A 20,245-nucleotide genomic window follows, 5' to 3' on the forward strand; every position below is an offset into this window, starting at 1 on the left:
GGGGCCGACTGTGGGGGGGGGGTCGGGGGTGTTCGGTCTAATGGGCCATTGGGGGGCTAACTCTTTGTTCGCGGGGTGGGGGGGGGGGGGGGGGGTGGGGGGGGGTGGGGGGGGGGGGGGCGGGGGGGGCGCCGCCCCGCCCCGGACGGGACCCCTGCCGAGGACGGACCCCTGCCGGGGACAGACCTCCGTCAGGGAGCCCTGTGGGGATGGATCAGACGGACGCGCTGTACTGCGTGTCCTTCATGAGGAAGGTCGCCAGCGGCTTGCCGTCGCCGTTCGACATCGCGGTGAAGGTGACGCCGAGGGTGGCGGCACCCTTGCGGTTCAGCTTGATGTCGTCGGTGGCGGTCACCTGGCCGCGGGGGATGATGAAGCGGTAGGTGACGGCGGTGGTGCCACCGGCCTTGACGTCGGTGAACTCCAGGCCGAGGGCGCGGGCGTCCGCGAACGGACGCTCGGCGATGTCGTAGGTGTAGACGTCGGTCGCCGGGGCCGGAGCGGCCTTGACGCTGCCACCGCCCATGAAGAACGGCAGCGTGTCCTCGTTGAACTGGAGCAGCGAGAACTTCAGGGACAGGTCACGGGCCGAGTAGATGTAGTGGATCGGGGAGACCGACTGCCACGAGTCGATGGCCTCCAGCTTGTCCTTCTTCGAGAACGTGACACCGTCACCGGTGGTGTAGCCGAGGTTCGTCCAGGTCGTGGACGCCCAGTCGGTCGCCGGGTCCGCACCGAAGGCCGGGGCGGTGGCACCGGCGTTGGCGACGAAGAGCTTGCCGACGCCGGCGACGCGGATCTCGGCGGAGTTGTTTCCTGCCATGGTGGGGTTTCTCCTTGGTGAGAGGGTGAGGGCGCCGCCCCGGCCGGAGGGATTCCGGGTCCGGGTACGGCAAAGGCCCCGCCGGATGGGCCGGCGAGGCCTGGTCTGTGGGGAGCGGCCGCGGGGGCGACGCGCTCGGGGTGGGGCGCGGAAGCGCGCGGAGGCGCGGCGGGGGCGCCCGGAGGTCTAGAAGACGTCCAGCGCGAGCTGGATGACGCAGAGGTAGCGGTTGGCGCCGCGGTAGAGGTAGTCGGGCATCCAGCGCGGCCCGTCCTGCTCCTCGACGTCGCTCACGAAGACGGAGCCGAGCTGCTTGCCCATCGTGGCGAGCAGTGCCTTGCGGGCCGCGTTCGCGGTGACGTGGGCCGCGGTCTTCGTCGGCCCGTACACCTCGAACTCGATCAGCGGCTTGTCGACGTGCAGGTCGCCGATCCAGGCGCCGCCGCGGCGGTTCACCAGGACGGCGTTCTGCGTGCCGTCGAAGCCGGCGGGCGCCTGGGCGGCGACCGTGACGCCGGCCAGCGCCGGGTCGGCCTTGAGGACGTCGACGACCAGCTTCTCGACGTCCGGGAACGCACTCGGGGGAGTGGTCATGACGATGCTCCTCAGGAGACGGGGGCTTGGGTGGCGGGGTGCCGTCCGGGGCGCTCGACGCGGGCGAAGGGGGAAGGGCGCGGAGCGCGCCCGGACGGCGTGCGGCGGAGTCTGCGGCCCGTCTCGCGGGCACAGCTCCGCCGCTGCACCAACTGTGACAGAGAGCGTGCGCGCACGCAACTAGTTCGGTGATCAGATCCGTCGATCTCGAAAAAGCCCAGGTGGGAGGCGTAGTAGCGGGTCTAGGAGTCCGGCGGGACGGCGGCTAGGTTGGGAATCCGCCCGCCTCAACAGCCCCAGGAGTCGCCCGTGTCCCCCGCCCGCCCCCGCCTCCTCTACGTCACCGACCTCGCCTACCCCGCCCGCGGACGGCGCTACTGCGACGAGGACATCGACCTGACCGCCCGGCTGCGCGCGCACTTCGACCTCGCGCTGTGCCATCCCCTGGATGCCGCCGCCCTCATGGACGCCTTCGACGCCGTCGTCGTCCGCAACAGCGGGCCCGTCCTCCACTACCGGGAGGCCTACGACGCCTTCCGTGCCCGGGCGGAGGCGCTCGACACCCGCGTCTACAACCCGCTCCACGGGCGCGGGGACATGGCCGGCAAGCAGTACCTGCTCGACCTGACCGCCGCCGGCCATCCCGTCATCCCGACCGTCGACCGCGCCGCCGACCTCGACCGGCTCCCCGCCGCCGCGTCGTACGTGGTCAAGCCCAAGGCCGGCGCCGACTCCATAGGCCTGGAGTTCGTGCCGTACGAGCGCCTCGCCGGGCTCTCGTACGGGGACGTCCTCGTCCAGCCGCGCGTCGACTTCGCGTACGAGGTGTCCTTCTACTTCGTCGACGACCGGTTCCAGTACGCCCTCCACGCCCCCGACCCCGAGCGGCGCTGGGTCCTGGAGCCCTACGAGGCCACCGAGGCCGACCTCGCCTTCGCCCGCCGCTTCGTCGACTGGAACACCCTCGACCACGGCATCCAGCGCGTCGACGCCTGCCGCACCCGGGAGGGCGAGCTGCTGCTCGTCGAGCTGGAGGACCTCAATCCGTACCTCTCCCTCGACCGCGTGCCGGCGGCCGTCCGCGACCGGTTCGTCGACGCCGTGACCGCCTCCCTGCACGACTTCCTGCGGGCATGAGGGCAGAGGCGACAGAGGCGACAGAGGGGGCAGAGGGACGGAGGGGACAGGGGGAATGACGAAGCGCCCCGTGTCTCCCAGGGGGGAGACACGGGGCGCTTCGTCTCGTAGGTGCGCGGCTCAGGCGGTACGCGGCTTCCGCCGTGTCGCGCGTTCCGCCGCGAAGACGTCCTCCAGGCGGAAGAGCTGTGCCCGACCGGCCTTGCCCGCGGCCCGCAGGTAGCCCAGCTGGACCCACTTGCGGATCGTCGCCGGGGCGACCCCCGCCTCCTCGGCGGCGAGCGGACCCGGGATCAGCGCGGGCAGGGAAAGCGCGGTCGAGCTCAGCATGAGGTCTCCTTCGTGTCGTCCATCGCCGCTTCGATCTCGTCCGTACGCGCTCCTGACGCGTCCGCGAGCTCCGCCCACTCGTCCTCCGGCCACAGGTGCCGGTAGGAGGGGTCGTCCTGGCAGCCGCAGGCCGCGTCGGTGCACACGCACGCCGGGTTCACGCACAGCACCGCGCGCCGGTCCGGGAAGGCCCGCAGCGACACCGAGTCGCACCAGGGGCACCGGCCCGAGACGCGGACGACCGTCTCCGCGTCGCCCAGGGTGCGCGCGCAGCGGCGCGCCATGCGGCGGATCTCGTCCCGCACGTGCCGGGTGAGCACCGGGTGCGCGGCGATCTCGTCCAGGAGGCCGACGACCCGGCGGAGTCGCTCGACGACGTCGGCGCGGCGCGGCCGCGGCAGACCGAGGCGGGCGCAGACGGCCTCCTCCAGCTCCACCACGCCGTCGGTGATGTCACGGATGGCGTCGGAGATGTGCAGTCGGATCGGCGCGGCGCCGTGTCCGGGCACGGCCAGGCCGTGCCGCTGTTCGAGCAGCAGGGCCTCGCGCCGCTCGGCGCGGATCAGCTCGTCCCGGCCGGGGTGCGGCTTGGTCGGCGCGCTCCCGGCGGGCGCCCGCCGCCCGGGCGCGAGCTCCTCGGCGAGCTCGGGGAACTGGCGTACGAGGGAGGCGGCCCACAGGACGACGTCCCGTACCACCCGCTCGTCGGCGCCGGCCTCCGCCGGTGCGTGCGCGTGCTGCTCAGCCACGGGAGCCCCCGGCGAGAGCGGCTCCGGCGGCGTCCAGGGCGGTCGCGTCCAGGGTCGCGTCCAGGGCGGCGGCCGTGAGCTCGGACGTGAGTTCGGCGGCGGCCTCGCCGCGGCGGCGGCGGGGCTTCACGGGGCGTCCGTTGCGCCACAGGCGGCCCGCGCAGACGCCGTCGAACCAGCTCTCGGCGGGGGCGACGGCCGCCTCGCACTCACGGCTGACGGGGCAGACGGCGCAGGCGCGCAGGGCGGGGGCCGCCTCCTTGCCGCGCCGGGAGAAGACGACGGACGGGGAGAGGCCGGCGCACGCGGCGGCGGCCTGCCAGGGGGAGGTGTCGGGCTGGTGCAAGGTGGATCTCCACGGTCCGGGGCCCATGGGACCTCCGGGGCTTGTGGGGCCCTTGGGACTCATGAGGCCGACGAGTGCGGCGGCGAGCAACATAGACATGTTGCGTGCGAGCTCGCAACTACCTTCGTGGAGGACCCTTCACCGATTCGACACGATTGCGTGCCCGAAAGCACGTAATTCCGTGCGCGCAAGCACGCTAAAGTAAGGGGCCCGAAGGGTGGGGGAGTAAAAGGGAGCGGTACACATGAGCACTCAAGGGCTCGACGAGTTCGCGGGATGGGTCGAGGGCCTGATGCGAGCGCGCGGCTACGACATCGACAGCCCCCGCGGCGGAGGGAAGTCCCGGATCGCCGACGAGGCCGGCGTGCACCGGGCGGCCGTCACACGCCTGCTGCAGCGGCAGAGCATGCCCGACCTGGAGACCATGCGCAGGATCGCCCCGCTCCTCGGGGTCTCCGTCCGCGACATGCTCATCCGGTCCGGGCGGGTCACCCCGGAGGAGCTTCCGCTCGCCGAGGACCTGCTGGCGCCGGGTGACTGGCAGCCGACCATGGAGGACTTCGCGCGCTGGCTCGGGGTCCCCGACGAGCGCATGGACGTCTTCGTCAAGGTCGTCACGCAGTTCCTGGTGGAGCCCGAGGCGGAGGCGGACGGTGACGTCGCCCGGCCCGCGGGCGAGTCCCGGCGCGCCGCCCAGGACTGACCCCGGTCCCGGACCCGGTCCGGGACCCGGGCCCACCTCGGGCCTGTCGGGGCCCTGGCGGTCCCCGCCGACCGGCACCGGCCCGCTGCGGGCCGGCAAGCCGCCGCCACCGGCCCCAGGTCACCCAGCCGCCACCGCCCCCGGCCCGCACCGGGCGCACACCGGCCCGCACCGGGCGGCGCACCGGCCCGCACCGGCCCGCATGTCGGCCCCCACCGGCCGGTCCCGGCGCCCCCGTGTCCGGCCTGCGTCCGGCCGGGTGTCTCCGGGTCCCCGCCCGGCGCGGCGGAAGGGTCCGGGCGGTCCGGCGCGGCGGGTGGCTCCGGCGGGCGCGGAGCCTCTTCTTCAGGTACCATCGCCCGCCCCCGGGCGAACGGTGTTCTCCCACGTCGACCGGCGGCCTTGCGCGTGGGCATTTGTTTTGACCGGAGTCCATGCGATAGGTACGCTCATGCCTTGTGCCTGGGGTGTGCCCGGAGTCGTGTGCGTGTCTTCCACCGCACGTCGGATCCGAGACCGGCCGCCGCAATCCGCGCCCTTTTCCGCCCTCGGCGGAGGTCCGCGGGATTCGACACACCCGACCGCGTGGGTCGGCGACGTTCCAGGTTAGTTTTACCGACGGCACACAGAAACCGGAGAAGTAGTGCCTACGATCCAGCAGCTGGTCCGTAAGGGCCGGCAGGACAAGGTCGAGAAGAACAAGACGCCCGCACTCGAGGGTTCCCCTCAGCGCCGCGGCGTCTGCACGCGTGTGTTCACGACCACCCCGAAGAAGCCGAACTCGGCCCTCCGTAAGGTCGCGCGTGTGCGTCTGACCTCGGGCATCGAGGTCACGGCCTACATTCCGGGTGAGGGTCACAACCTGCAGGAGCACTCCATCGTGCTCGTGCGTGGTGGCCGTGTGAAGGACCTGCCGGGTGTTCGTTACAAGATCATCCGCGGTTCCCTCGACACGCAGGGCGTCAAGAACCGTAAGCAGGCTCGCAGCCGCTACGGCGCCAAGAAGGAGAAGTAAGAATGCCTCGTAAGGGCCCCGCCCCGAAGCGCCCGGTCATCATCGACCCGGTCTACAGCTCTCCTCTTGTCACCTCGCTGATCAACAAGATCCTGCTGGACGGCAAGCGTTCCACCGCCGAGCGCATCGTGTACGGCGCCATGGAGGGTCTTCGTGAGAAGACCGGCCAGGACCCGGTCATCACGCTGAAGCGCGCTCTCGAGAACGTCAAGCCGTCCCTCGAGGTCAAGTCCCGCCGTGTCGGTGGCGCCACCTACCAGGTGCCGATCGAGGTCAAGCCCGGTCGCGCCTCCACCCTCGCGCTGCGCTGGCTGGTCGGCTACTCCCGCGCCCGTCGCGAGAAGACCATGACCGAGCGCCTCATGAACGAGCTCCTCGACGCCTCGAACGGCCTCGGTGCTTCGGTCAAGAAGCGTGAGGACACGCACAAGATGGCCGAGTCCAACAAGGCCTTCGCGCACTACCGCTGGTAGTCGCAACCCACATCGAGACCGAGAGAAGACTGAAGCCTTATGGCTACCACTTCGCTTGACCTGGCCAAGGTGCGCAACATCGGCATCATGGCCCACATCGACGCGGGCAAGACGACCACCACCGAGCGGATCCTGTTCTACACCGGCGTCTCCTACAAGATCGGTGAAGTCCACGACGGCGCTGCCACGATGGACTGGATGGAGCAGGAGCAGGAGCGCGGCATCACGATCACGTCCGCCGCGACGACCTGCCACTGGCCGCTCGAGGATGTCGATCACACGATCAACATCATCGACACGCCGGGTCACGTCGACTTCACCGTCGAGGTGGAGCGTTCGCTGCGCGTGCTCGACGGTGCTGTGACGGTGTTCGACGGCGTGGCCGGCGTCGAGCCGCAGTCCGAGACCGTCTGGCGTCAGGCGGACCGCTACGGCGTTCCGCGCATCTGCTTCGTCAACAAGCTCGACCGCACCGGTGCCGAGTTCTTCCGCTGCGTCGGCATGATCGAGGACCGCCTCGGCGCCCAGCCGATCGTCATGCAGCTCCCGATCGGTGCCGAGGCCGACTTCCAGGGCGTCATCGACCTGGTCCGCATGAAGGCTCTTGTCTGGTCCGCCGAGGCCACCAAGGGCGAGATGTACGACGTCGTCGACATCCCGGCTTCGCACACCGAGCTCGCCGACGAGTACCGCGGCAAGCTGATCGAGGCCGTCGCCGAGAACGACGAAGCGATCATGGAGCTGTACCTCGAGGGCGAGGAGCCCACCGAGGAGCAGCTGTACGCGGCCGTCCGTCGCATCACGATCGCCTCCGGCAAGTCCAAGGACACCACGGTCACCCCGGTGTTCTGCGGTACCGCGTTCAAGAACAAGGGTGTTCAGCCCCTGCTCGACGCGGTCGTGCGCTACCTCCCCTCCCCGCTTGACGTCGAGGCCATCGAGGGCCACGCCGTCAACGACCCGGAGGAGGTCGTCAAGCGCAAGCCGTCCGACGACGAGCCGCTGTCGGCCCTCGCGTTCAAGATCATGAGCGACCCGCACCTCGGTAAGCTCACCTTCGTCCGCGTGTACTCCGGTCGCCTGGACTCCGGTTCTTCTGTCCTGAACTCCGTGAAGGGCAAGAAGGAGCGCATCGGCAAGATCTACCGCATGCACGCGAACAAGCGTGAGGAGATCGACTCGGTGGGCGCCGGCGACATCATCGCCGTGATGGGTCTCAAGCAGACCACCACCGGTGAGACGCTCTGCGACGACAAGGCCCCGGTCATCCTGGAGTCCATGGACTTCCCGGCCCCGGTCATCCAGGTCGCCATCGAGCCCAAGTCCAAGGGCGACCAGGAGAAGCTGGGTGTCGCCATCCAGCGTCTCGCGGAGGAGGACCCCTCCTTCCAGGTCCACTCGGACGAGGAGACCGGCCAGACCATCATCGGTGGTATGGGCGAGCTGCACCTCGAGGTGCTGGTCGACCGTATGCGCCGTGAGTTCAAGGTCGAGGCCAACGTCGGCAAGCCGCAGGTGGCCTACCGCGAGACGATCCGCAAGGCCGTCGAGCGCGTCGACTACACGCACAAGAAGCAGACTGGTGGTACCGGCCAGTTCGCCAAGGTGCAGATCGCGATCGAGCCGATCGAGGGTGGCGAGACCTCGTACGAGTTCGTGAACAAGGTCACCGGTGGTCGTATCCCGAAGGAGTACATCCCTTCGGTCGACGCCGGTGCGCAGGAGGCCATGCAGTTCGGCATCCTGGCCGGCTACGAGATGACTGGCGTCCGCGTCATCCTTCTCGACGGTGCCTACCACGAGGTCGACTCCTCCGAGCTCGCGTTCAAGATCGCCGGCTCGCAGGCCTTCAAGGAGGCCGCGCGCAAGGCTTCTCCCGTGCTCCTTGAGCCGATGATGGCCGTCGAGGTCACCACGCCCGAGGACTACATGGGTGAGGTCATCGGCGACATCAACTCCCGCCGTGGCCAGATCCAGGCCATGGAGGAGCGTCACGGTGCCCGCATCGTGAAGGGCCTCGTGCCCCTGTCGGAGATGTTCGGCTACGTCGGCGACCTCCGCAGCAAGACCTCGGGTCGCGCAAGCTACTCGATGCAGTTCGACTCCTACGCCGAGGTTCCGCGGAACGTCGCCGAGGAGATCATCGCGAAGGCCAAGGGCGAGTAACTCTCCCGAGTTCACGCTTTAGGCTTGACACCGTCCGCCGGGGCTCGATCTTCGAACCCGAGGCGAGAGCCCCCGGCGGACGGCATCCCAGCAAAGATCACCTGGCGCCGATGAGTAAGGCGTACAGAACCACTCCACAGGAGGACCCCAGTGGCGAAGGCGAAGTTCGAGCGGACTAAGCCGCACGTCAACATCGGCACCATCGGTCACATTGACCACGGTAAGACGACCCTCACGGCCGCCATTACCAAGGTGCTGCACGACGCGTACCCGGACCTGAACGAGGCCTCGGCCTTCGACCAGATCGACAAGGCTCCTGAGGAGCGCCAGCGCGGTATCACGATCTCCATCGCGCACGTCGAGTACCAGACCGAGTCGCGTCACTACGCCCACGTCGACTGCCCCGGTCACGCGGACTACATCAAGAACATGATCACGGGTGCCGCGCAGATGGACGGCGCCATCCTCGTGGTCGCCGCCACCGACGGCCCGATGCCGCAGACCAAGGAGCACGTGCTCCTGGCCCGCCAGGTCGGCGTTCCGTACATCGTCGTCGCCCTGAACAAGGCCGACATGGTGGACGACGAGGAGATCCTGGAGCTCGTCGAGCTCGAGGTCCGTGAGCTCCTCACCGAGTACGAGTTCCCGGGCGACGACCTGCCGGTCGTCCGCGTCTCGGCGCTCAAGGCGCTCGAGGGCGACAAGGAGTGGGGCGAGAAGCTCCTCGGCCTCATGAAGGCCGTGGACGAGTCCATCCCGCAGCCCGAGCGTGACGTCGACAAGCCGTTCCTGATGCCGATCGAGGACGTCTTCACGATCACCGGTCGTGGCACCGTCGTCACCGGTCGTATCGAGCGTGGTGTCCTGAAGGTCAACGAGACCGTCGACATCATCGGCATCAAGACCGAGAAGACCACCACCACGGTCACCGGCATCGAGATGTTCCGCAAGCTGCTCGACGAGGGCCAGGCCGGTGAGAACGTCGGTCTGCTCCTCCGTGGCATCAAGCGCGAGGACGTCGAGCGCGGCCAGGTCATCATCAAGCCGGGTTCGGTCACGCCGCACACCAGCTTCGAGGCCCAGGCCTACATCCTGTCGAAGGACGAGGGTGGCCGTCACACCCCGTTCTTCAACAACTACCGCCCGCAGTTCTACTTCCGTACCACGGACGTGACCGGCGTCGTGACCCTCCCCGAGGGCACCGAGATGGTCATGCCGGGCGACAACACCTCCATGTCCGTCGAGCTGATCCAGCCCGTCGCCATGGAGGAGGGCCTCAAGTTCGCCATCCGTGAGGGTGGCCGGACCGTCGGCGCCGGCCAGGTCGTCAAGATCACCAAGTAAGTTCTCACGAACTCGGTGGTTTGACCTGGTAGCTCGACAGAGCTCCCGCGAGGACCCCGCACCGCTTCGGCGGTGCGGGGTCCTCCGTTTTACCCCCCGGTGGCGAACGCAAACCTGACGTCCCGTAGCATGCGGCCGGTCAGGCGTGTCATGACCAGCAGGGGTGGAGACAACTTGAAATCGGGACGTCGAGCGCGTCGCAGAACGGCAACGCGAATACGCCGTACGGCGATAGGTGCCGCCCTCGCGGGCGTCACGGTCCTCGCCTTCCAGGCGGCGGCGAACGGGGCGGTCTTCGGGACCGAGGGGGAGACGCCGGCTCCGGCGGACGTGTACAGCGCGAACGGGGAGGAGAACGGCCCCGTCAAGAGCGAGGTCCACAAGCTCGCCCTCGCCGACCAGGGGCACGGAGAAGCGGTTCTGTCGCAGCGCGACACCGCCCGCTTCGGCCTTCTGGGCGTGTCCTGGACGGACCCCCAGGCCAAGATCAAGGGCAAGGTGCAGGCCCGGACCCGGAGCGCCGACACCGGCGAGTGGACCGAGTGGATGGACCTGGTGCCCTACCCGGCACTGCTCGACGGAAAGCGGGCGGGCGCTCGGGGTTCCACCGAGCCGATCTGGGTCGGCGCCTCCGACGGCGCCGAGGTGCGGGTCTCCGACGGTGCCGCCGACGGCAAGCTGCCCGCCGGCCTGCGCCTCGACCTGGTCGACCCGGGTGCCAGCAACACCGCCGAGAAGTCGTCCGGCGACCTGAACGCGGCGCCCGCGGCCTACGTCGCCGACGCGCCGCCGACTCCGACCGGTCCCGCGTCGACCGCACCCAGGCCGACGATCGTCTCGCGCGCCGAGTGGGGAGCCGACGAGTCGCTCAACAACGAGGGTCCGATCTACCTGCCCGGCGGGAAGATCAAGGCGGTGTTCGTCCACCACACCACGGACGCCGACTACAGCTGCGCGGACTCCGCCGCCGTCGTCCGGGCCATTCACGTCTACCACGTGAAGACCAACGGCTGGCGCGACCTCGGCTACAACTTCCTCGTCGACAAGTGCGGCAAGATCTTCGAGGGGCGTCAGGGCGGCGTCGACCAGCCGGTGATGGGCGCCCACACCTACGGCTGGAACTCCGAGTCGACCAGCGTCTCCTTCATCGGTGACTACACCAGCCAGACCGCTCCGCAGGCCGCGCTGATCTCCGCCGCGCGGGTCGTCGCGTACAAGCTCGGTCAGTACGGTGTCGACCCGGGCAGCACCAGCGTGACGCTGACGGCGGGCGGCGATCCGGCGACGGAGACGCTGTCCAACTACTTCGGCAAGAAGTTCACCCCGGGGCAGCAGTACACCTTCAGCGCGGTCAACGGCCACCGTGACGGCTTCAACACCCAGTGCCCCGGCAACAGCCTCTACCCGCAGCTGCCGCAGATCCGCAGCTACGCCACCGGCTCCGTCGCCAACCTCAAGATCGACTCGCTGACCGGCGGAGCGTCCAAGGCCGGCACCGGCTACGAGACCCCCGGCCCGCTGACCGTGAACTGGTCCACGACCACCTCCCCGAACAGCCTCATCCACAAGTTCGAGGTGCTGGTCGACGGCCAGGTCGTCATGTCGCCCTGGGGCCACATCCGCAGCGCCGCCGTGTCCGTCAGCGGCTACGGCGAGCACACCGTCGCCGTCCGCGCCACGCACGTCTCCGGCAAGGTCACGACCTCCGCGCCGGTCACCGTGACCGTGCCCGGGCCGAAGACCTTCCACCCGGTCGACCCCAAGCGCCTCATGAACACGATGGCGGGCCTCGGCGTCCCGAAGGCCAAGGTCGGACCCGGCCAGGAGGTCGTCCTCCAGGTCGCCGGCGTCCAGGGCATCCCGGCCACCGGTGTCGGCGCGGTCGTCCTCAACGTGACCGCCACCAACCCGACCGCGTCCAGCTTCGTGTCGGTGTACCCGAACGGGACGAACCGTCCGTCCACGTCGAACCTGAACTTCACGGCCGGGGTCTCCATCCCGAACCTCGTGGTCGTCCCGGTCGTCGACGGCAAGGTGCGGTTCTACAACCACGCCGGCTCCGTCGACCTGCTCGCCGACATCACCGGCTACTACACCAAGGACGCCAGCGGCTCGACGTTCGCCACCACCGGCCCCGCGCGGATCATGAACACCATCGCGGGCCAGGGCGTGCCGACGAAGCTCGGTCCGGCCTCGACGGCCTCCCTCCAGGTCACCGGCGTGGCGGGCATCCCGTCCACGGGTGTCACCGCGGTCGTGATGAACGTGACGGCGACCAACCCGACCAACTCCGGGTGGGTCTCGGTCTACCCGAGCGGGACGACGCGCCCCAGCACCTCGAACCTGAACTTCAGGGCGGGCCAGTCGATCCCGAACCTGGTGATCGTCCCGGTCGGTGCCGACGGCAAGGTCAGCTTCTACAACCACGCCGGTTCGGTGGACCTGCTCGGTGACGTCACCGGCTACTTCACCACCGACACCACCCAGGCCAAGCACGTCAACATCGGTCCGAAGCGTCTGATGAACACGATCGCGGGCCAGGGCGTGCGGCAGGGCAAGGTCGGGGCCAAGGAAACCGTCACCCTTCAGGTGACCGGTGCCAACGGCATCCCGGCCAGCGGTGTCACGGCCGTCGTGATCAACGTGACGGCGACCAACCCGACCAGCTCGGGCTGGGTGTCCGTCTACCCGAGCGACCAGACCCGTCCGCCGGTGTCGAACCTGAACTTCACCACCGGCCTGTCGATCCCGAACCTGGTGGTCGTCCCGGTCAGCGCCGACGGCAAGGTCAGCTTCTACAACCACGCGGGCAGTGTCGACCTGCTCGCCGACATCACCGGGTACTTCGTCAAGTGACCGAGTGACCGAGTGACCGATTGAGCAAGTGGCCTGACACGGCCGCGAGTTCGGGCCCGTCTCCCGCTCCGGGAGGCGGGCCCTCCGGCTTCCTAGGCCCTGGGGCGCCACACCCACGGGCGTGCGTCCGCCCCGAGGCCGATCACCGTCCCGGCCCCGTGCAGGACCGGGGCCCCCACCGGGGCCGTGCCCCGGGTGCGGACCGACAGGCGGCCGGCGCGGTGGAGCTGGACACGGCCGTGGGGGTCGCGGCCGAGGAGGGCCGGGCCCGGGGCCGCGGCGAGGGGGCCGTAGCCCTCGAAGGCCGGGGCGCCGCCGGTCGTCGCGCGCAGCCGCCCGTCGGCCGGCGCACGGTAGAAGACCTGGACGCCGTCCGGGCCCGGTGCCGGGAGCGCGGCGACCGGGTCGCCGGCGAGGGGGAGCGGGGCGGCGGGGGAGCCGTCGATCCAGTGGCGTACGGCCGTGCGGCCCGTCGCCAGGAGGTGCACCCGGCCGGTGGCGTCGACCAGCGCCGTCAGGCCGTCCTGCAGCTCTTCCTGGGAGGGCAGCGGCGCCCACGGGCCCCAGCTGCCGTCGGCCGCCCGGACCCGCGTCGAGACGCCCTTGTCCGCGTTCCGCACGAAGAGGTGGACCCGCCCGTCGGGGGCGGTGACGGCCACCGGGGCGCCGATGCGGCGGCCCCGGTCGTCGCCGCGCTCGGGGTTGCCGAGGCCCCGCCAGGCGAGGAACGGGCCGCCGGGGGAACGCTGCTCCAGGAGGACGAGCTCGCGCCGGTTGGCGCCGCCGCGGCCGGAGAGCGCCGCGAAGCGGACGCCGAAGAGGAGGAGGCGCCCGTCGGGGAGGGCGGCGGAGGCGAGGGCGGGGGCCAGCGGGCCGCCGCCCAGGTCCTCCGGCTCGCCCCACCGGCCGGACGCCGGGGCCGTCTCGCGCCAGCGGACCGCGCGCAGGCCCAGCACGCCGTACGCGGCGAGCCGGCCGCCCGGCTCCTCGGCGACGGCCGGTCCCGGGGCGGGCCAGCGGTAGTGGGTGGAGCGCACCCAGCCCTTCCGGTTGGTCAGCGGGCGGTCGCCGCCGACGCCGTAGTCGCCGCAGCCGGAGGGGTTGCCGCAGTCCCAGGACGGGTCGCCGCCGTACGGGACCAGGTGGGCGGCCTTCTCGGCGAGGACGCCGGGCGGGAGGTTCTTCGGCCAGTGCCGGTTGTAGTAGCCGCGGAAGGCGTTCACGGTGAACGCCGGCACCGGGCCGCCGCCCTTGGTCGCGTCGGCGACCCAGCGCAGCAGCGCCGCCCAGGTGAAGCAGGCGACGGCCGTGTGGTCGCCGTGGTCGGAGTAGCCGGACTGCTCGCTGTCCCGCTTGCGGGTGGCCTCGTCGCTGAGCTGGATGTCCGGATCGGGGTCGAGGGTGTGCACGACGGTCGGCCGGTGGGTGGCCAGGAGCCCGGCGAGGACCTCGATGAGCTGGTCGTGGTCGTAGCCGTCGGCGCGGGTTACGGGGGAGCCGGTGGACAGGTGGGTGCGCAGTTCGACGGCGCGGTCCTCCCACAGCGCGGGCAGCGCCATGTAGCGGCGGAGCGCGTGCATGGGCAGGTTGAGGAAGACCAGCTGGACCCGGCGCCCGCCGTGGACGAGCGTGTCGACCTCGGCGCCGCGCCCGCCGGCGAGCGTGGTCACGCGCCGGTCCCAGGCCGTGAACCGGTCGGCGCCGAGCGCCTCCGCGTAGGCCTGGCGCAGTCCCTGGTGGCGTGCCGAGGAGTACGCGGCCCGGTCGGGCGGGGTCTCCGGCATCCCCTTGATCCGGTTGTTGCCCGTGTGCTCGCCGGCGGTCACGTACACGGAGACGAGCGGGACCCCGGCGTCGAGCAGCCGCTGCGTGTCCGGGTTCATGAAGTACAGGTCGTCGTCCGGGTGCGCGGCGAACTGCATGAGCAGGGCCCGCCCGCCGGTCGCGACGGGCCGCCCCGGTGACGGGTCGGCGGAGACCGCGCTGCCGGGCCGCGTGGGTACGGAACATCCGGCGACGGCCGCGGCGGCGAGACCCGCCGCGCCCGCGAGCACACCGCGCCGTGCCACTCTTCTGCTGTCCACCGCTCGTGTGTCCCCTGTACGTCTGTGCTGGTCATGTGTGGGCGACTGGCTAGACGGATTTTCGCGGCCGGGGGTTCAACCGGAGGGGGAGCCGGGGCCGAGCGGCAGGGTGGCTCGTACCCGCATGGGCCCGTCGGCGCGCCGTGAGAGCAGCGCGAGCTCGGTGACCCGGACGCTCATCGTCCCGAGCAGTTCCTCGCAGCGCGCGGCGAGGGCGGCGGGGTCGCGGCTGCGGCCGAGGGACAGGTGGGGGGTGAAGCCGCGGGTGTCGACGCACAGCGGGAAGCGGTCCTCCAGGGCCTCCCGCAGGCGCAGCCACGGCTCCTCGCCCGCCGCGGCCGGGTCGAGCCAGACCGTGGCGTCCGTACGGTGCCGGAACCAGCGCACGCCCCGCAGCCGGGCCCGGAACGGCGGGACGGTCCGCAGGGCGGCCGCGACCAGGGGGACGGCCCGGAGGAAGTCGGACTCGGGCACGAAGCCGTAGACGACGTTGACGTGCGGCGGCCAGCGGCCGATCTGGCGGTCGTGGACGCGCCGGATCTCCTGGATCGGCTCCCGGAGCGCTTCGGGCGGAAGCCAGGCGACGGCCGTGCGGTACGTGGGCGGGACGGCCAGGACGTCGGCGTGGGCGTGGCCGGCGGGCGACTCGTCGAGCCGGTCCACGCCGGTCGCCCGGTCCCAGACGAGCTCCCCGTCTGCCTCGAAGAACAGCACCCGGTGCCAGGGGATCTCCCCACCGGGGACGAAGTCCACCAGGTCCACCCGTTTCGGACCGGCGCCGCGCTCGGCGATCCCCATGACGAAGCGCTCGGCGTCGAGGCGTGGGTCCCACACGACCCGGTGGTAGACCTCGTCGCTCGTACGCATACCCGACCTGTGCCCGGAATCGGCTGATCACGAACTGATGAAGAGCCCCTGACCTGGCTTTTCCGCCCGTGCGGCGGCATGAGAGCGTCCGGATCGCACGAGCATGCACAGGGGTGGGGAAGATGAGTGAGAAGCCGTCGGTCTCCGACGAGGAGTGGGCCGCGTTCGTCGAGGCGGCGCGCGAGCAGGGTCTCGGTACCGAGGAGCAGGAGCGGGCCCTGCGGAAGGTCAGGCCGCCGAAGCGGCCCAAGGCCCCGAAGGCTCCCAAGCGGCCGAAGCGCGAGGAGCCCGCGGGCTGGCGCACCGGCCCGGCCTGGCAGGAGATGAACGGGCGCGCGCCGCGCCGGCGCAAGGCCAAGGCCGTCGTGGGTGTCACCCTCGCCGCCGCGCTGGCGCTGCTCGCCGTACGGCCGCAGCTGGTCACCGGCCTCCTCCCGGAGAGCGTGACCTCCGCCCTGCCGCACAGCTGGAGCGAGCATCCCGAGGACGCCACGCCGCTGGCCGCCGAGACGGCCCGGCCGACCGCCGCGCCGGATCCGGTCGACCCGGACCGGCCGACCCTGAAGGAGCCCTTCCGCGGCTCCCCGGCGCTGCGCTGGGCGGACGGCGCGGCGGGCATCGAGCTGCCGGAGGCGAAGGCGACGGGCTGGATGTCGAAGAGCCAGGTCGCGGCGGCGCTGCGGAAGTCCAAGGACTTCCTGGTCGCGTCGAACCTGGACCCGGCGGTCGTCCGGGGCGGCCGGCCGGTCGCGGCGCTGAAGCTGATCGACCCGAAGCAGCCGGAGGTCCGCGAGGAACTGGAGCGCGGCCTGGTCACGCCGACCGAGAAGAACGATCCCAGCAGCCTGTTCAGCCGCTTCAAGCCGTCCGAGGTCCGCCCGGTCGGCACGGTCGTGAAGACGCGTGGCCGCATGACCGTGGAGAAGGGCGCGGGGCAGGCGGCGGACGCGGTCCTCGTCCACGCCGACGTCACCTTCGTCTATCCGCTGGTCCAGATCCGCCCCGGTGCCGACGAGGTCGCCCGCACGATCGTGCGCCGCGTGGTGGTCTTCGCCTTCTACCCCGGCGGCTACGCCGTGACCAAGGGCCGGCTCGTGCTCCACGACTGGCGGTCCAACGTCGGCAACAGCTCCTGCGACCGGCCCACCGACGGGTTCTATCACCCGGCCTTCCACGAGGACGACAAGGCCGCGCCCGTGCCCGCGCCCTCCGCGACGGGCCCGGCGGTCGACCCGTACGACCGCAGCAAGACCCTCGACGAGCTCCCGCACGGGTGCGGGACCGTCACCCGCAGCTGACACGCGACGACACGCACGACAGGCACGACACGCACGACAGGCACGACACGCACGACACGCACGAAGGCGCGACAGGCGCGACGACACAGGGGTGGAACACATGGGGTGGGACTACGACGACCACGGGAGCCAGGGCCAGAGCCCCGCGGCCCGGATCGCGTCGGGGGCGGTGGGGCTCGTGGTGGTCGCCGGCCTGGCGCTCGCGGCGCTGCGGCCGGAGCTGATGCCGTGGCACGACCCGGGGGACACGCTGCCGCTCGCCGCCGAGACGGGCCGGCCGTCCGGGGCCCCCGCGGACGAGGCGTTCCCGCACCGGCCGACGCTGCGGGAGCCCTTCAAGGGCTCCCCGGCGCTGCGCTGGGCCGACGGCGCGGCGGGCATCGTGCCACCACCGGCGAAGGCGACCGGCTGGATGTCGAAGGCGCAGGTCACGACGGCCCTGGCGACCGCCAAGGACTTCCTGGTCGCGTCGAACCTGGACCCGGCGGTGATCAGGGGCGCGCGGCCGCAGCGGGCGCTCGGGCTGCTCGACCCGCGGCAGCCGGATCTCCGGTCGGACCTGGAGAGGGCCTTCGCCGAGCCCACGGATCGGGACGACCCGACCATGCTCTTCAGCCGCTTCTCCCCGGCCGAGGTCCGGCCCGTCGGCGAGGTCGTGAAGGTACGCGGCCGGATGAGCGTCGAGAACGGCAGGGGCGAGCAGGCCGGGACGGTGCTGATCCGCACCGACTACACCTTCGTCTATCCGATCGTGAAGGCCCGGCCGGGCTCCGACGAGGTGGAGCGTACGATCGTCCGCCGCCAGATCACCTTCTCCCTGGCCGACCCGGCGAGGTTCGAGGTCACCCAGGGCAAGCTCGGGGTGAGCGAGTGGAGCTCGAACGTCGGCAACGACGACTGCACCCGGCCGGTGGACGGCTACTACCACCCCGCGTTCGACGAGGACGGGGCCGGCGATCCGGCCGCGCCGGAGCCGGCGGGGCCGGCCGTGGATCCGTACGACCGCAGCAAGGACCTCGCCCAGCTCCCGCAGGAGTGCGGCACGTCCTCGCGTACCTGAGCGGTGACCAGGGGGCGTGTCCGCCGTGCGGCGCGCCCCTGTGTGTACCTCTGCGTGACGTGGGGTACAGTCTTCGGCCCCGATTGGCGGCCGGTAGGTGAGGTATGGCAGACTGTCGGGGTTGCTCGGTTGAGTGCCGATGCTGCGCGCCTCCCGCCGGGAGGACCGGAAGCGAGTCCCACAGTACTCGTCGTCCCACACTTCTCAGCTGAGAGGGCCGGGGCGGACGTACGGGAATCTTCCGGGAAGTGTCAGCGGGGCGCCGACCAGGCACCCGGTGGGTGTTCCGCCCCCGGCTTCGCGGGTTTTTGGGCCCGTACCCCCTTGGTTGGGAAATCCTTCGGGACTTCTTCGTAGAGGGAGTGCGACACGCCCGACCGCGTGGGTCGGAGGAGGAGTCGGTAGAACCCCCGGGTTCCAGAGCGTTACGAGAGACAGGACTACTGAGTAGCCATGGCGGGACAGAAGATCCGCATCCGGCTCAAGGCCTACGACCACGAGGTCATCGACTCCTCGGCGAAGAAGATCGTCGAGACGGTGACCCGCACTGGTGCGTCGGTCGCGGGCCCGGTGCCGCTGCCCACTGAGAAGAACGTGTACTGCGTCATCAAGTCGCCGCACAAGTACAAGGACTCGCGCGAGCACTTCGAGATGCGCACGCACAAGCGCCTCATCGACATCCTCGACCCCACGCCGAAGACGGTTGACTCGCTCATGCGTCTCGACCTGCCGGCGGGCGTCGACATCGAGATCAAGCTCTGAGGTGACGCGCGAGATGGCTAAGAACATCAAGGGCATCCTGGGCGAGAAGCTCGGCATGACGCAGGTCTGGGACGAGAACAACCGGGTCGTCCCGGTGACCGTCGTCAAGGCCGGCCCGAATGTCGTGACCCAGGTCCGTACGAATGACATCGACGGCTACGAGTCGGTCCAGATCGCCTTCGGCGAGATCGACCCGCGCAAGGTGAACAAGCCCCTCAAGGGTCACTTCGCCAAGGCCGACGTCACCCCGCGCCGCCACCTGGTGGAGCTCCGCACCGCTGACGCCTCCGAGTACACGCTCGGCCAGGAGATCACCGCCGAGGTCTTCGAGGCCGGCGTGAAGGTCGACGTCACCGGCAAGAGCAAGGGCAAGGGCTTCGCCGGTGCCATGAAGCGTCACAACTTCCGTGGCGGCAAGGCCTCCCACGGTGCCCACCGCGTGCACCGCAAGCCCGGTTCGATCGGTGGCTGCGCCACCCCGGGCCGCGTCTTCAAGGGCATGCGCATGGCCGGCCGCATGGGCAACGAGCGCGTGACCACCCAGAACCTGACCGTTCACGCCGTTGACGCGGAGAAGGGCCTGCTCCTCATCAAGGGCGCGGTTCCTGGTCCGAACGGCGGCCTCGTCCTGGTCCGCACCGCGGCCAAGGGGGCCTGAGGATATGAGCACCATTGACATTCTGTCGCCCTCCGGCGACAAGACCGGGACCGTCGAGCTCCCGGCCGAGATCTTCGACGCCAAGATCAGCATCCCGCTGATCCACCAGGTCGTCGTCGCGCAGCTTGCGGCTGCCCGCCAGGGCACCCACAAGACCAAGACGCGTGGCGAGGTCCGCGGTGGTGGCAAGAAGCCTTACCGCCAGAAGGGCACCGGCCGCGCCCGTCAGGGTTCGACCCGCGCCCCGCAGTTCGCCGGTGGTGGCGTCGTGCACGGTCCCGTGCCGCGTGACTACTCGCAGCGGACCCCGAAGAAGATGAAGGCCGCCGCCCTCCGCGGTGCCCTCTCCGACCGGGCGAACCACTCCCGCATCCACGTCGTCAGCGGCGTGGTCGAGGGTGGCATCTCCACCAAGGCCGCCAAGACGCTGTTCGGCAAGATCTCGGAGCGCAAGAACCTGCTCCTGGTCGCCGAGCGCAGCGACGAGGCCGCGTGGCTGTCCGCCCGCAACCTGCCCCAGGTCCACATCCTGGAGCCGGGCCAGCTGAACACGTACGACGTGATGCGATCCGACGACGTGGTCTTCACCCAGGCCGCCCTCGAGTCCTTCGTGTCTGGCCCCAAGGCCGATGACAACGAGGGGAACGAAGCCTGATGGCCGAGATCACCAGCAAGACCTTCACGGACCCGCGCGACATCCTCGTCAAGCCGGTCGTCTCCGAGAAGAGCTACGCGCTGCTCGACGAGAACAAGTACACGTTCATCGTCGCGCCCACCGCCAACAAGACCCAGATCAAGCAGGCCGTCGAGGCGGTCTTCTCGGTCAAGGTCGCCGGGGTCAACACGATCAACCGTCAGGGCAAGCGCAAGCGCACCCGCACCGGTTTCGGCAAGCGCGCCAACACCAAGCGCGCCATCGTGACCCTTGCTGAGGGCAACCGAATCGACATCTTCGGCGGCCCGACCGCCTAAGGGCGGTC

Annotated in this window: 20 protein-coding genes; 13 read left to right on the forward strand and 7 right to left on the reverse strand. The window is 70.6% G+C overall.

Annotated features, from left to right (window positions below):
- Positions 1–214 precede the first annotated feature (214 nt).
- Positions 215–823: a phage tail protein gene (locus tag ACIGXE_RS26505; protein WP_399751393.1), complete on the reverse strand. Its 609-nt coding sequence runs from the start codon at positions 821–823 to the stop codon at positions 215–217.
- Between the two features lie 186 nt (positions 824–1,009).
- A complete protein-coding gene (locus ACIGXE_RS26510) occupies positions 1,010–1,417 on the reverse strand; it encodes a hypothetical protein (protein WP_399751394.1) in 408 nt (135 codons plus the stop codon).
- Positions 1,418–1,726: 309 nt separating this feature from the next.
- Here ACIGXE_RS26510 and ACIGXE_RS26515 point away from each other — a divergent pair, with 309 nt between their 5' ends.
- Positions 1,727–2,554 (forward strand): hypothetical protein, encoded by an 828-nt coding sequence (locus tag ACIGXE_RS26515; protein ID WP_399751395.1) that lies wholly within the window; start codon positions 1,727–1,729, stop codon positions 2,552–2,554.
- Between the two features lie 120 nt (positions 2,555–2,674).
- On the opposite strand, the gene ACIGXE_RS26520 is transcribed toward ACIGXE_RS26515, so the two are convergent.
- From ACIGXE_RS26520 to ACIGXE_RS26530, 3 genes are read right to left on the reverse strand one after another with little or no spacing between them, the layout of a single operon-like run.
- Complete coding sequence (locus ACIGXE_RS26520) at positions 2,675–2,884, reverse strand: hypothetical protein (RefSeq protein WP_399751396.1); 210 nt, start codon at positions 2,882–2,884, stop codon at positions 2,675–2,677.
- Positions 2,878–3,633: a hypothetical protein gene (locus ACIGXE_RS26525; RefSeq protein WP_399751397.1), complete on the reverse strand. Its 756-nt coding sequence runs from the start codon at positions 3,631–3,633 to the stop codon at positions 2,878–2,880. The genes ACIGXE_RS26520 and ACIGXE_RS26525 overlap by 7 nt, the downstream gene beginning before the upstream one ends.
- Positions 3,626–3,979, reverse strand: a complete 354-nt coding sequence (locus ACIGXE_RS26530; RefSeq protein ID WP_399751398.1) for a WhiB family transcriptional regulator — start codon at positions 3,977–3,979, stop codon at positions 3,626–3,628. Before ACIGXE_RS26530 ends, ACIGXE_RS26525 begins: the two co-directional genes overlap by 8 nt.
- A gap of 244 nt (positions 3,980–4,223) precedes the next feature.
- Here ACIGXE_RS26530 and ACIGXE_RS26535 point away from each other — a divergent pair, with 244 nt between their 5' ends.
- The 6 genes from ACIGXE_RS26535 (at position 4,224) to ACIGXE_RS26560 (ending at position 12,536) form a co-directional block, all read left to right on the forward strand.
- Positions 4,224–4,682: a helix-turn-helix domain-containing protein gene (locus ACIGXE_RS26535; RefSeq protein ID WP_399751399.1), complete on the forward strand. Its 459-nt coding sequence runs from the start codon at positions 4,224–4,226 to the stop codon at positions 4,680–4,682.
- Positions 4,683–5,325: 643 nt separating this feature from the next.
- Positions 5,326–5,697, forward strand: coding sequence for a 30S ribosomal protein S12 (gene rpsL, locus ACIGXE_RS26540; protein WP_003948652.1), 372 nt, complete (start codon positions 5,326–5,328; stop codon positions 5,695–5,697).
- A 2-nt stretch (positions 5,698–5,699) separates the two neighbouring features.
- Entirely contained in the window at positions 5,700–6,170 is a 471-nt protein-coding gene (rpsG, locus tag ACIGXE_RS26545) for a 30S ribosomal protein S7 (RefSeq protein ID WP_345486254.1), read from the forward strand.
- Between the two features lie 39 nt (positions 6,171–6,209).
- Positions 6,210–8,336 (forward strand): elongation factor G, encoded by a 2,127-nt coding sequence (gene fusA / locus ACIGXE_RS26550; RefSeq protein ID WP_399751400.1) that lies wholly within the window; start codon positions 6,210–6,212, stop codon positions 8,334–8,336.
- A 150-nt stretch (positions 8,337–8,486) separates the two neighbouring features.
- A complete protein-coding gene (tuf, locus tag ACIGXE_RS26555) occupies positions 8,487–9,680 on the forward strand; it encodes an elongation factor Tu (RefSeq protein ID WP_128985141.1) in 1,194 nt (397 codons plus the stop codon).
- Positions 9,681–9,854: 174 nt separating this feature from the next.
- Entirely contained in the window at positions 9,855–12,536 is a 2,682-nt protein-coding gene (locus ACIGXE_RS26560) for a peptidoglycan recognition protein (RefSeq protein WP_399751401.1), read from the forward strand.
- A 92-nt stretch (positions 12,537–12,628) separates the two neighbouring features.
- Here ACIGXE_RS26560 and ACIGXE_RS26565 read toward each other — a convergent pair whose 3' ends face one another.
- Both ACIGXE_RS26565 and ACIGXE_RS26570 read right to left on the reverse strand, forming a co-directional pair.
- Complete coding sequence (locus ACIGXE_RS26565) at positions 12,629–14,620, reverse strand: PIG-L family deacetylase (RefSeq protein WP_399751402.1); 1,992 nt, start codon at positions 14,618–14,620, stop codon at positions 12,629–12,631.
- 75 nt (positions 14,621–14,695) lie between these two features.
- Positions 14,696–15,487, reverse strand: coding sequence for an RNA repair domain-containing protein (locus tag ACIGXE_RS26570; protein ID WP_399751403.1), 792 nt, complete (start codon positions 15,485–15,487; stop codon positions 14,696–14,698).
- A 122-nt stretch (positions 15,488–15,609) separates the two neighbouring features.
- On the opposite strand from ACIGXE_RS26570, the gene ACIGXE_RS26575 reads away from it, so the two are divergent.
- From ACIGXE_RS26575 to rplW, 6 genes are all read left to right on the forward strand, one after another.
- Positions 15,610–16,785, forward strand: coding sequence for a hypothetical protein (locus tag ACIGXE_RS26575; RefSeq protein WP_399751404.1), 1,176 nt, complete (start codon positions 15,610–15,612; stop codon positions 16,783–16,785).
- 100 nt (positions 16,786–16,885) lie between these two features.
- The gene (locus ACIGXE_RS26580) at positions 16,886–17,845 is read left to right on the forward strand and encodes a hypothetical protein (protein ID WP_399751405.1); all 960 of its coding nucleotides are present in this window, start codon (positions 16,886–16,888) and stop codon (positions 17,843–17,845) included.
- Between the two features lie 453 nt (positions 17,846–18,298).
- A complete protein-coding gene (rpsJ, locus tag ACIGXE_RS26585) occupies positions 18,299–18,607 on the forward strand; it encodes a 30S ribosomal protein S10 (RefSeq protein ID WP_003948644.1) in 309 nt (102 codons plus the stop codon).
- A gap of 13 nt (positions 18,608–18,620) precedes the next feature.
- Positions 18,621–19,265, forward strand: a complete 645-nt coding sequence (rplC, locus tag ACIGXE_RS26590) for a 50S ribosomal protein L3 (protein ID WP_389656392.1) — start codon at positions 18,621–18,623, stop codon at positions 19,263–19,265.
- Positions 19,266–19,269: 4 nt separating this feature from the next.
- Positions 19,270–19,920, forward strand: coding sequence for a 50S ribosomal protein L4 (gene rplD / locus ACIGXE_RS26595; RefSeq protein WP_399751406.1), 651 nt, complete (start codon positions 19,270–19,272; stop codon positions 19,918–19,920).
- Complete coding sequence (gene rplW / locus ACIGXE_RS26600) at positions 19,920–20,237, forward strand: 50S ribosomal protein L23 (RefSeq protein ID WP_282694359.1); 318 nt, start codon at positions 19,920–19,922, stop codon at positions 20,235–20,237. Before rplD ends, rplW begins: the two co-directional genes overlap by 1 nt.
- Positions 20,238–20,245 lie beyond the last annotated feature (8 nt).

Source organism: Streptomyces sp. NPDC053431 (assembly GCF_044544925.1).
GTDB lineage: Bacteria > Actinomycetota > Actinomycetes > Streptomycetales > Streptomycetaceae > Streptomyces.

Bases quoted from the DNA above. Each gene is read 5' to 3' on its own strand.
- ACIGXE_RS26505 (WP_399751393.1), bottom strand. From the start codon at position 823: ATGGCAGGAAACAACTCCGCCGAGATCCGCGTCGCCGGCGTCGGCAAG.
- ACIGXE_RS26510 (WP_399751394.1), bottom strand. From the start codon at position 1,417: ATGACCACTCCCCCGAGTGCGTTCCCGGACGTCGAGAAGCTGGTCGTC.
- ACIGXE_RS26520 (WP_399751396.1), bottom strand. From the start codon at position 2,884: ATGCTGAGCTCGACCGCGCTTTCCCTGCCCGCGCTGATCCCGGGTCCG.
- ACIGXE_RS26535 (WP_399751399.1), top strand. From the start codon at position 4,224: ATGAGCACTCAAGGGCTCGACGAGTTCGCGGGATGGGTCGAGGGCCTG.
- rpsG (WP_345486254.1), top strand. From the start codon at position 5,700: ATGCCTCGTAAGGGCCCCGCCCCGAAGCGCCCGGTCATCATCGACCCG.
- fusA (WP_399751400.1), top strand. From the start codon at position 6,210: ATGGCTACCACTTCGCTTGACCTGGCCAAGGTGCGCAACATCGGCATC.
- ACIGXE_RS26570 (WP_399751403.1), bottom strand. From the start codon at position 15,487: ATGCGTACGAGCGACGAGGTCTACCACCGGGTCGTGTGGGACCCACGC.
- ACIGXE_RS26575 (WP_399751404.1), top strand. From the start codon at position 15,610: ATGAGTGAGAAGCCGTCGGTCTCCGACGAGGAGTGGGCCGCGTTCGTC.
- ACIGXE_RS26580 (WP_399751405.1), top strand. From the start codon at position 16,886: ATGGGGTGGGACTACGACGACCACGGGAGCCAGGGCCAGAGCCCCGCG.
- rpsJ (WP_003948644.1), top strand. From the start codon at position 18,299: ATGGCGGGACAGAAGATCCGCATCCGGCTCAAGGCCTACGACCACGAG.
- rplC (WP_389656392.1), top strand. From the start codon at position 18,621: ATGGCTAAGAACATCAAGGGCATCCTGGGCGAGAAGCTCGGCATGACG.
- rplD (WP_399751406.1), top strand. From the start codon at position 19,270: ATGAGCACCATTGACATTCTGTCGCCCTCCGGCGACAAGACCGGGACC.
- rplW (WP_282694359.1), top strand. From the start codon at position 19,920: ATGGCCGAGATCACCAGCAAGACCTTCACGGACCCGCGCGACATCCTC.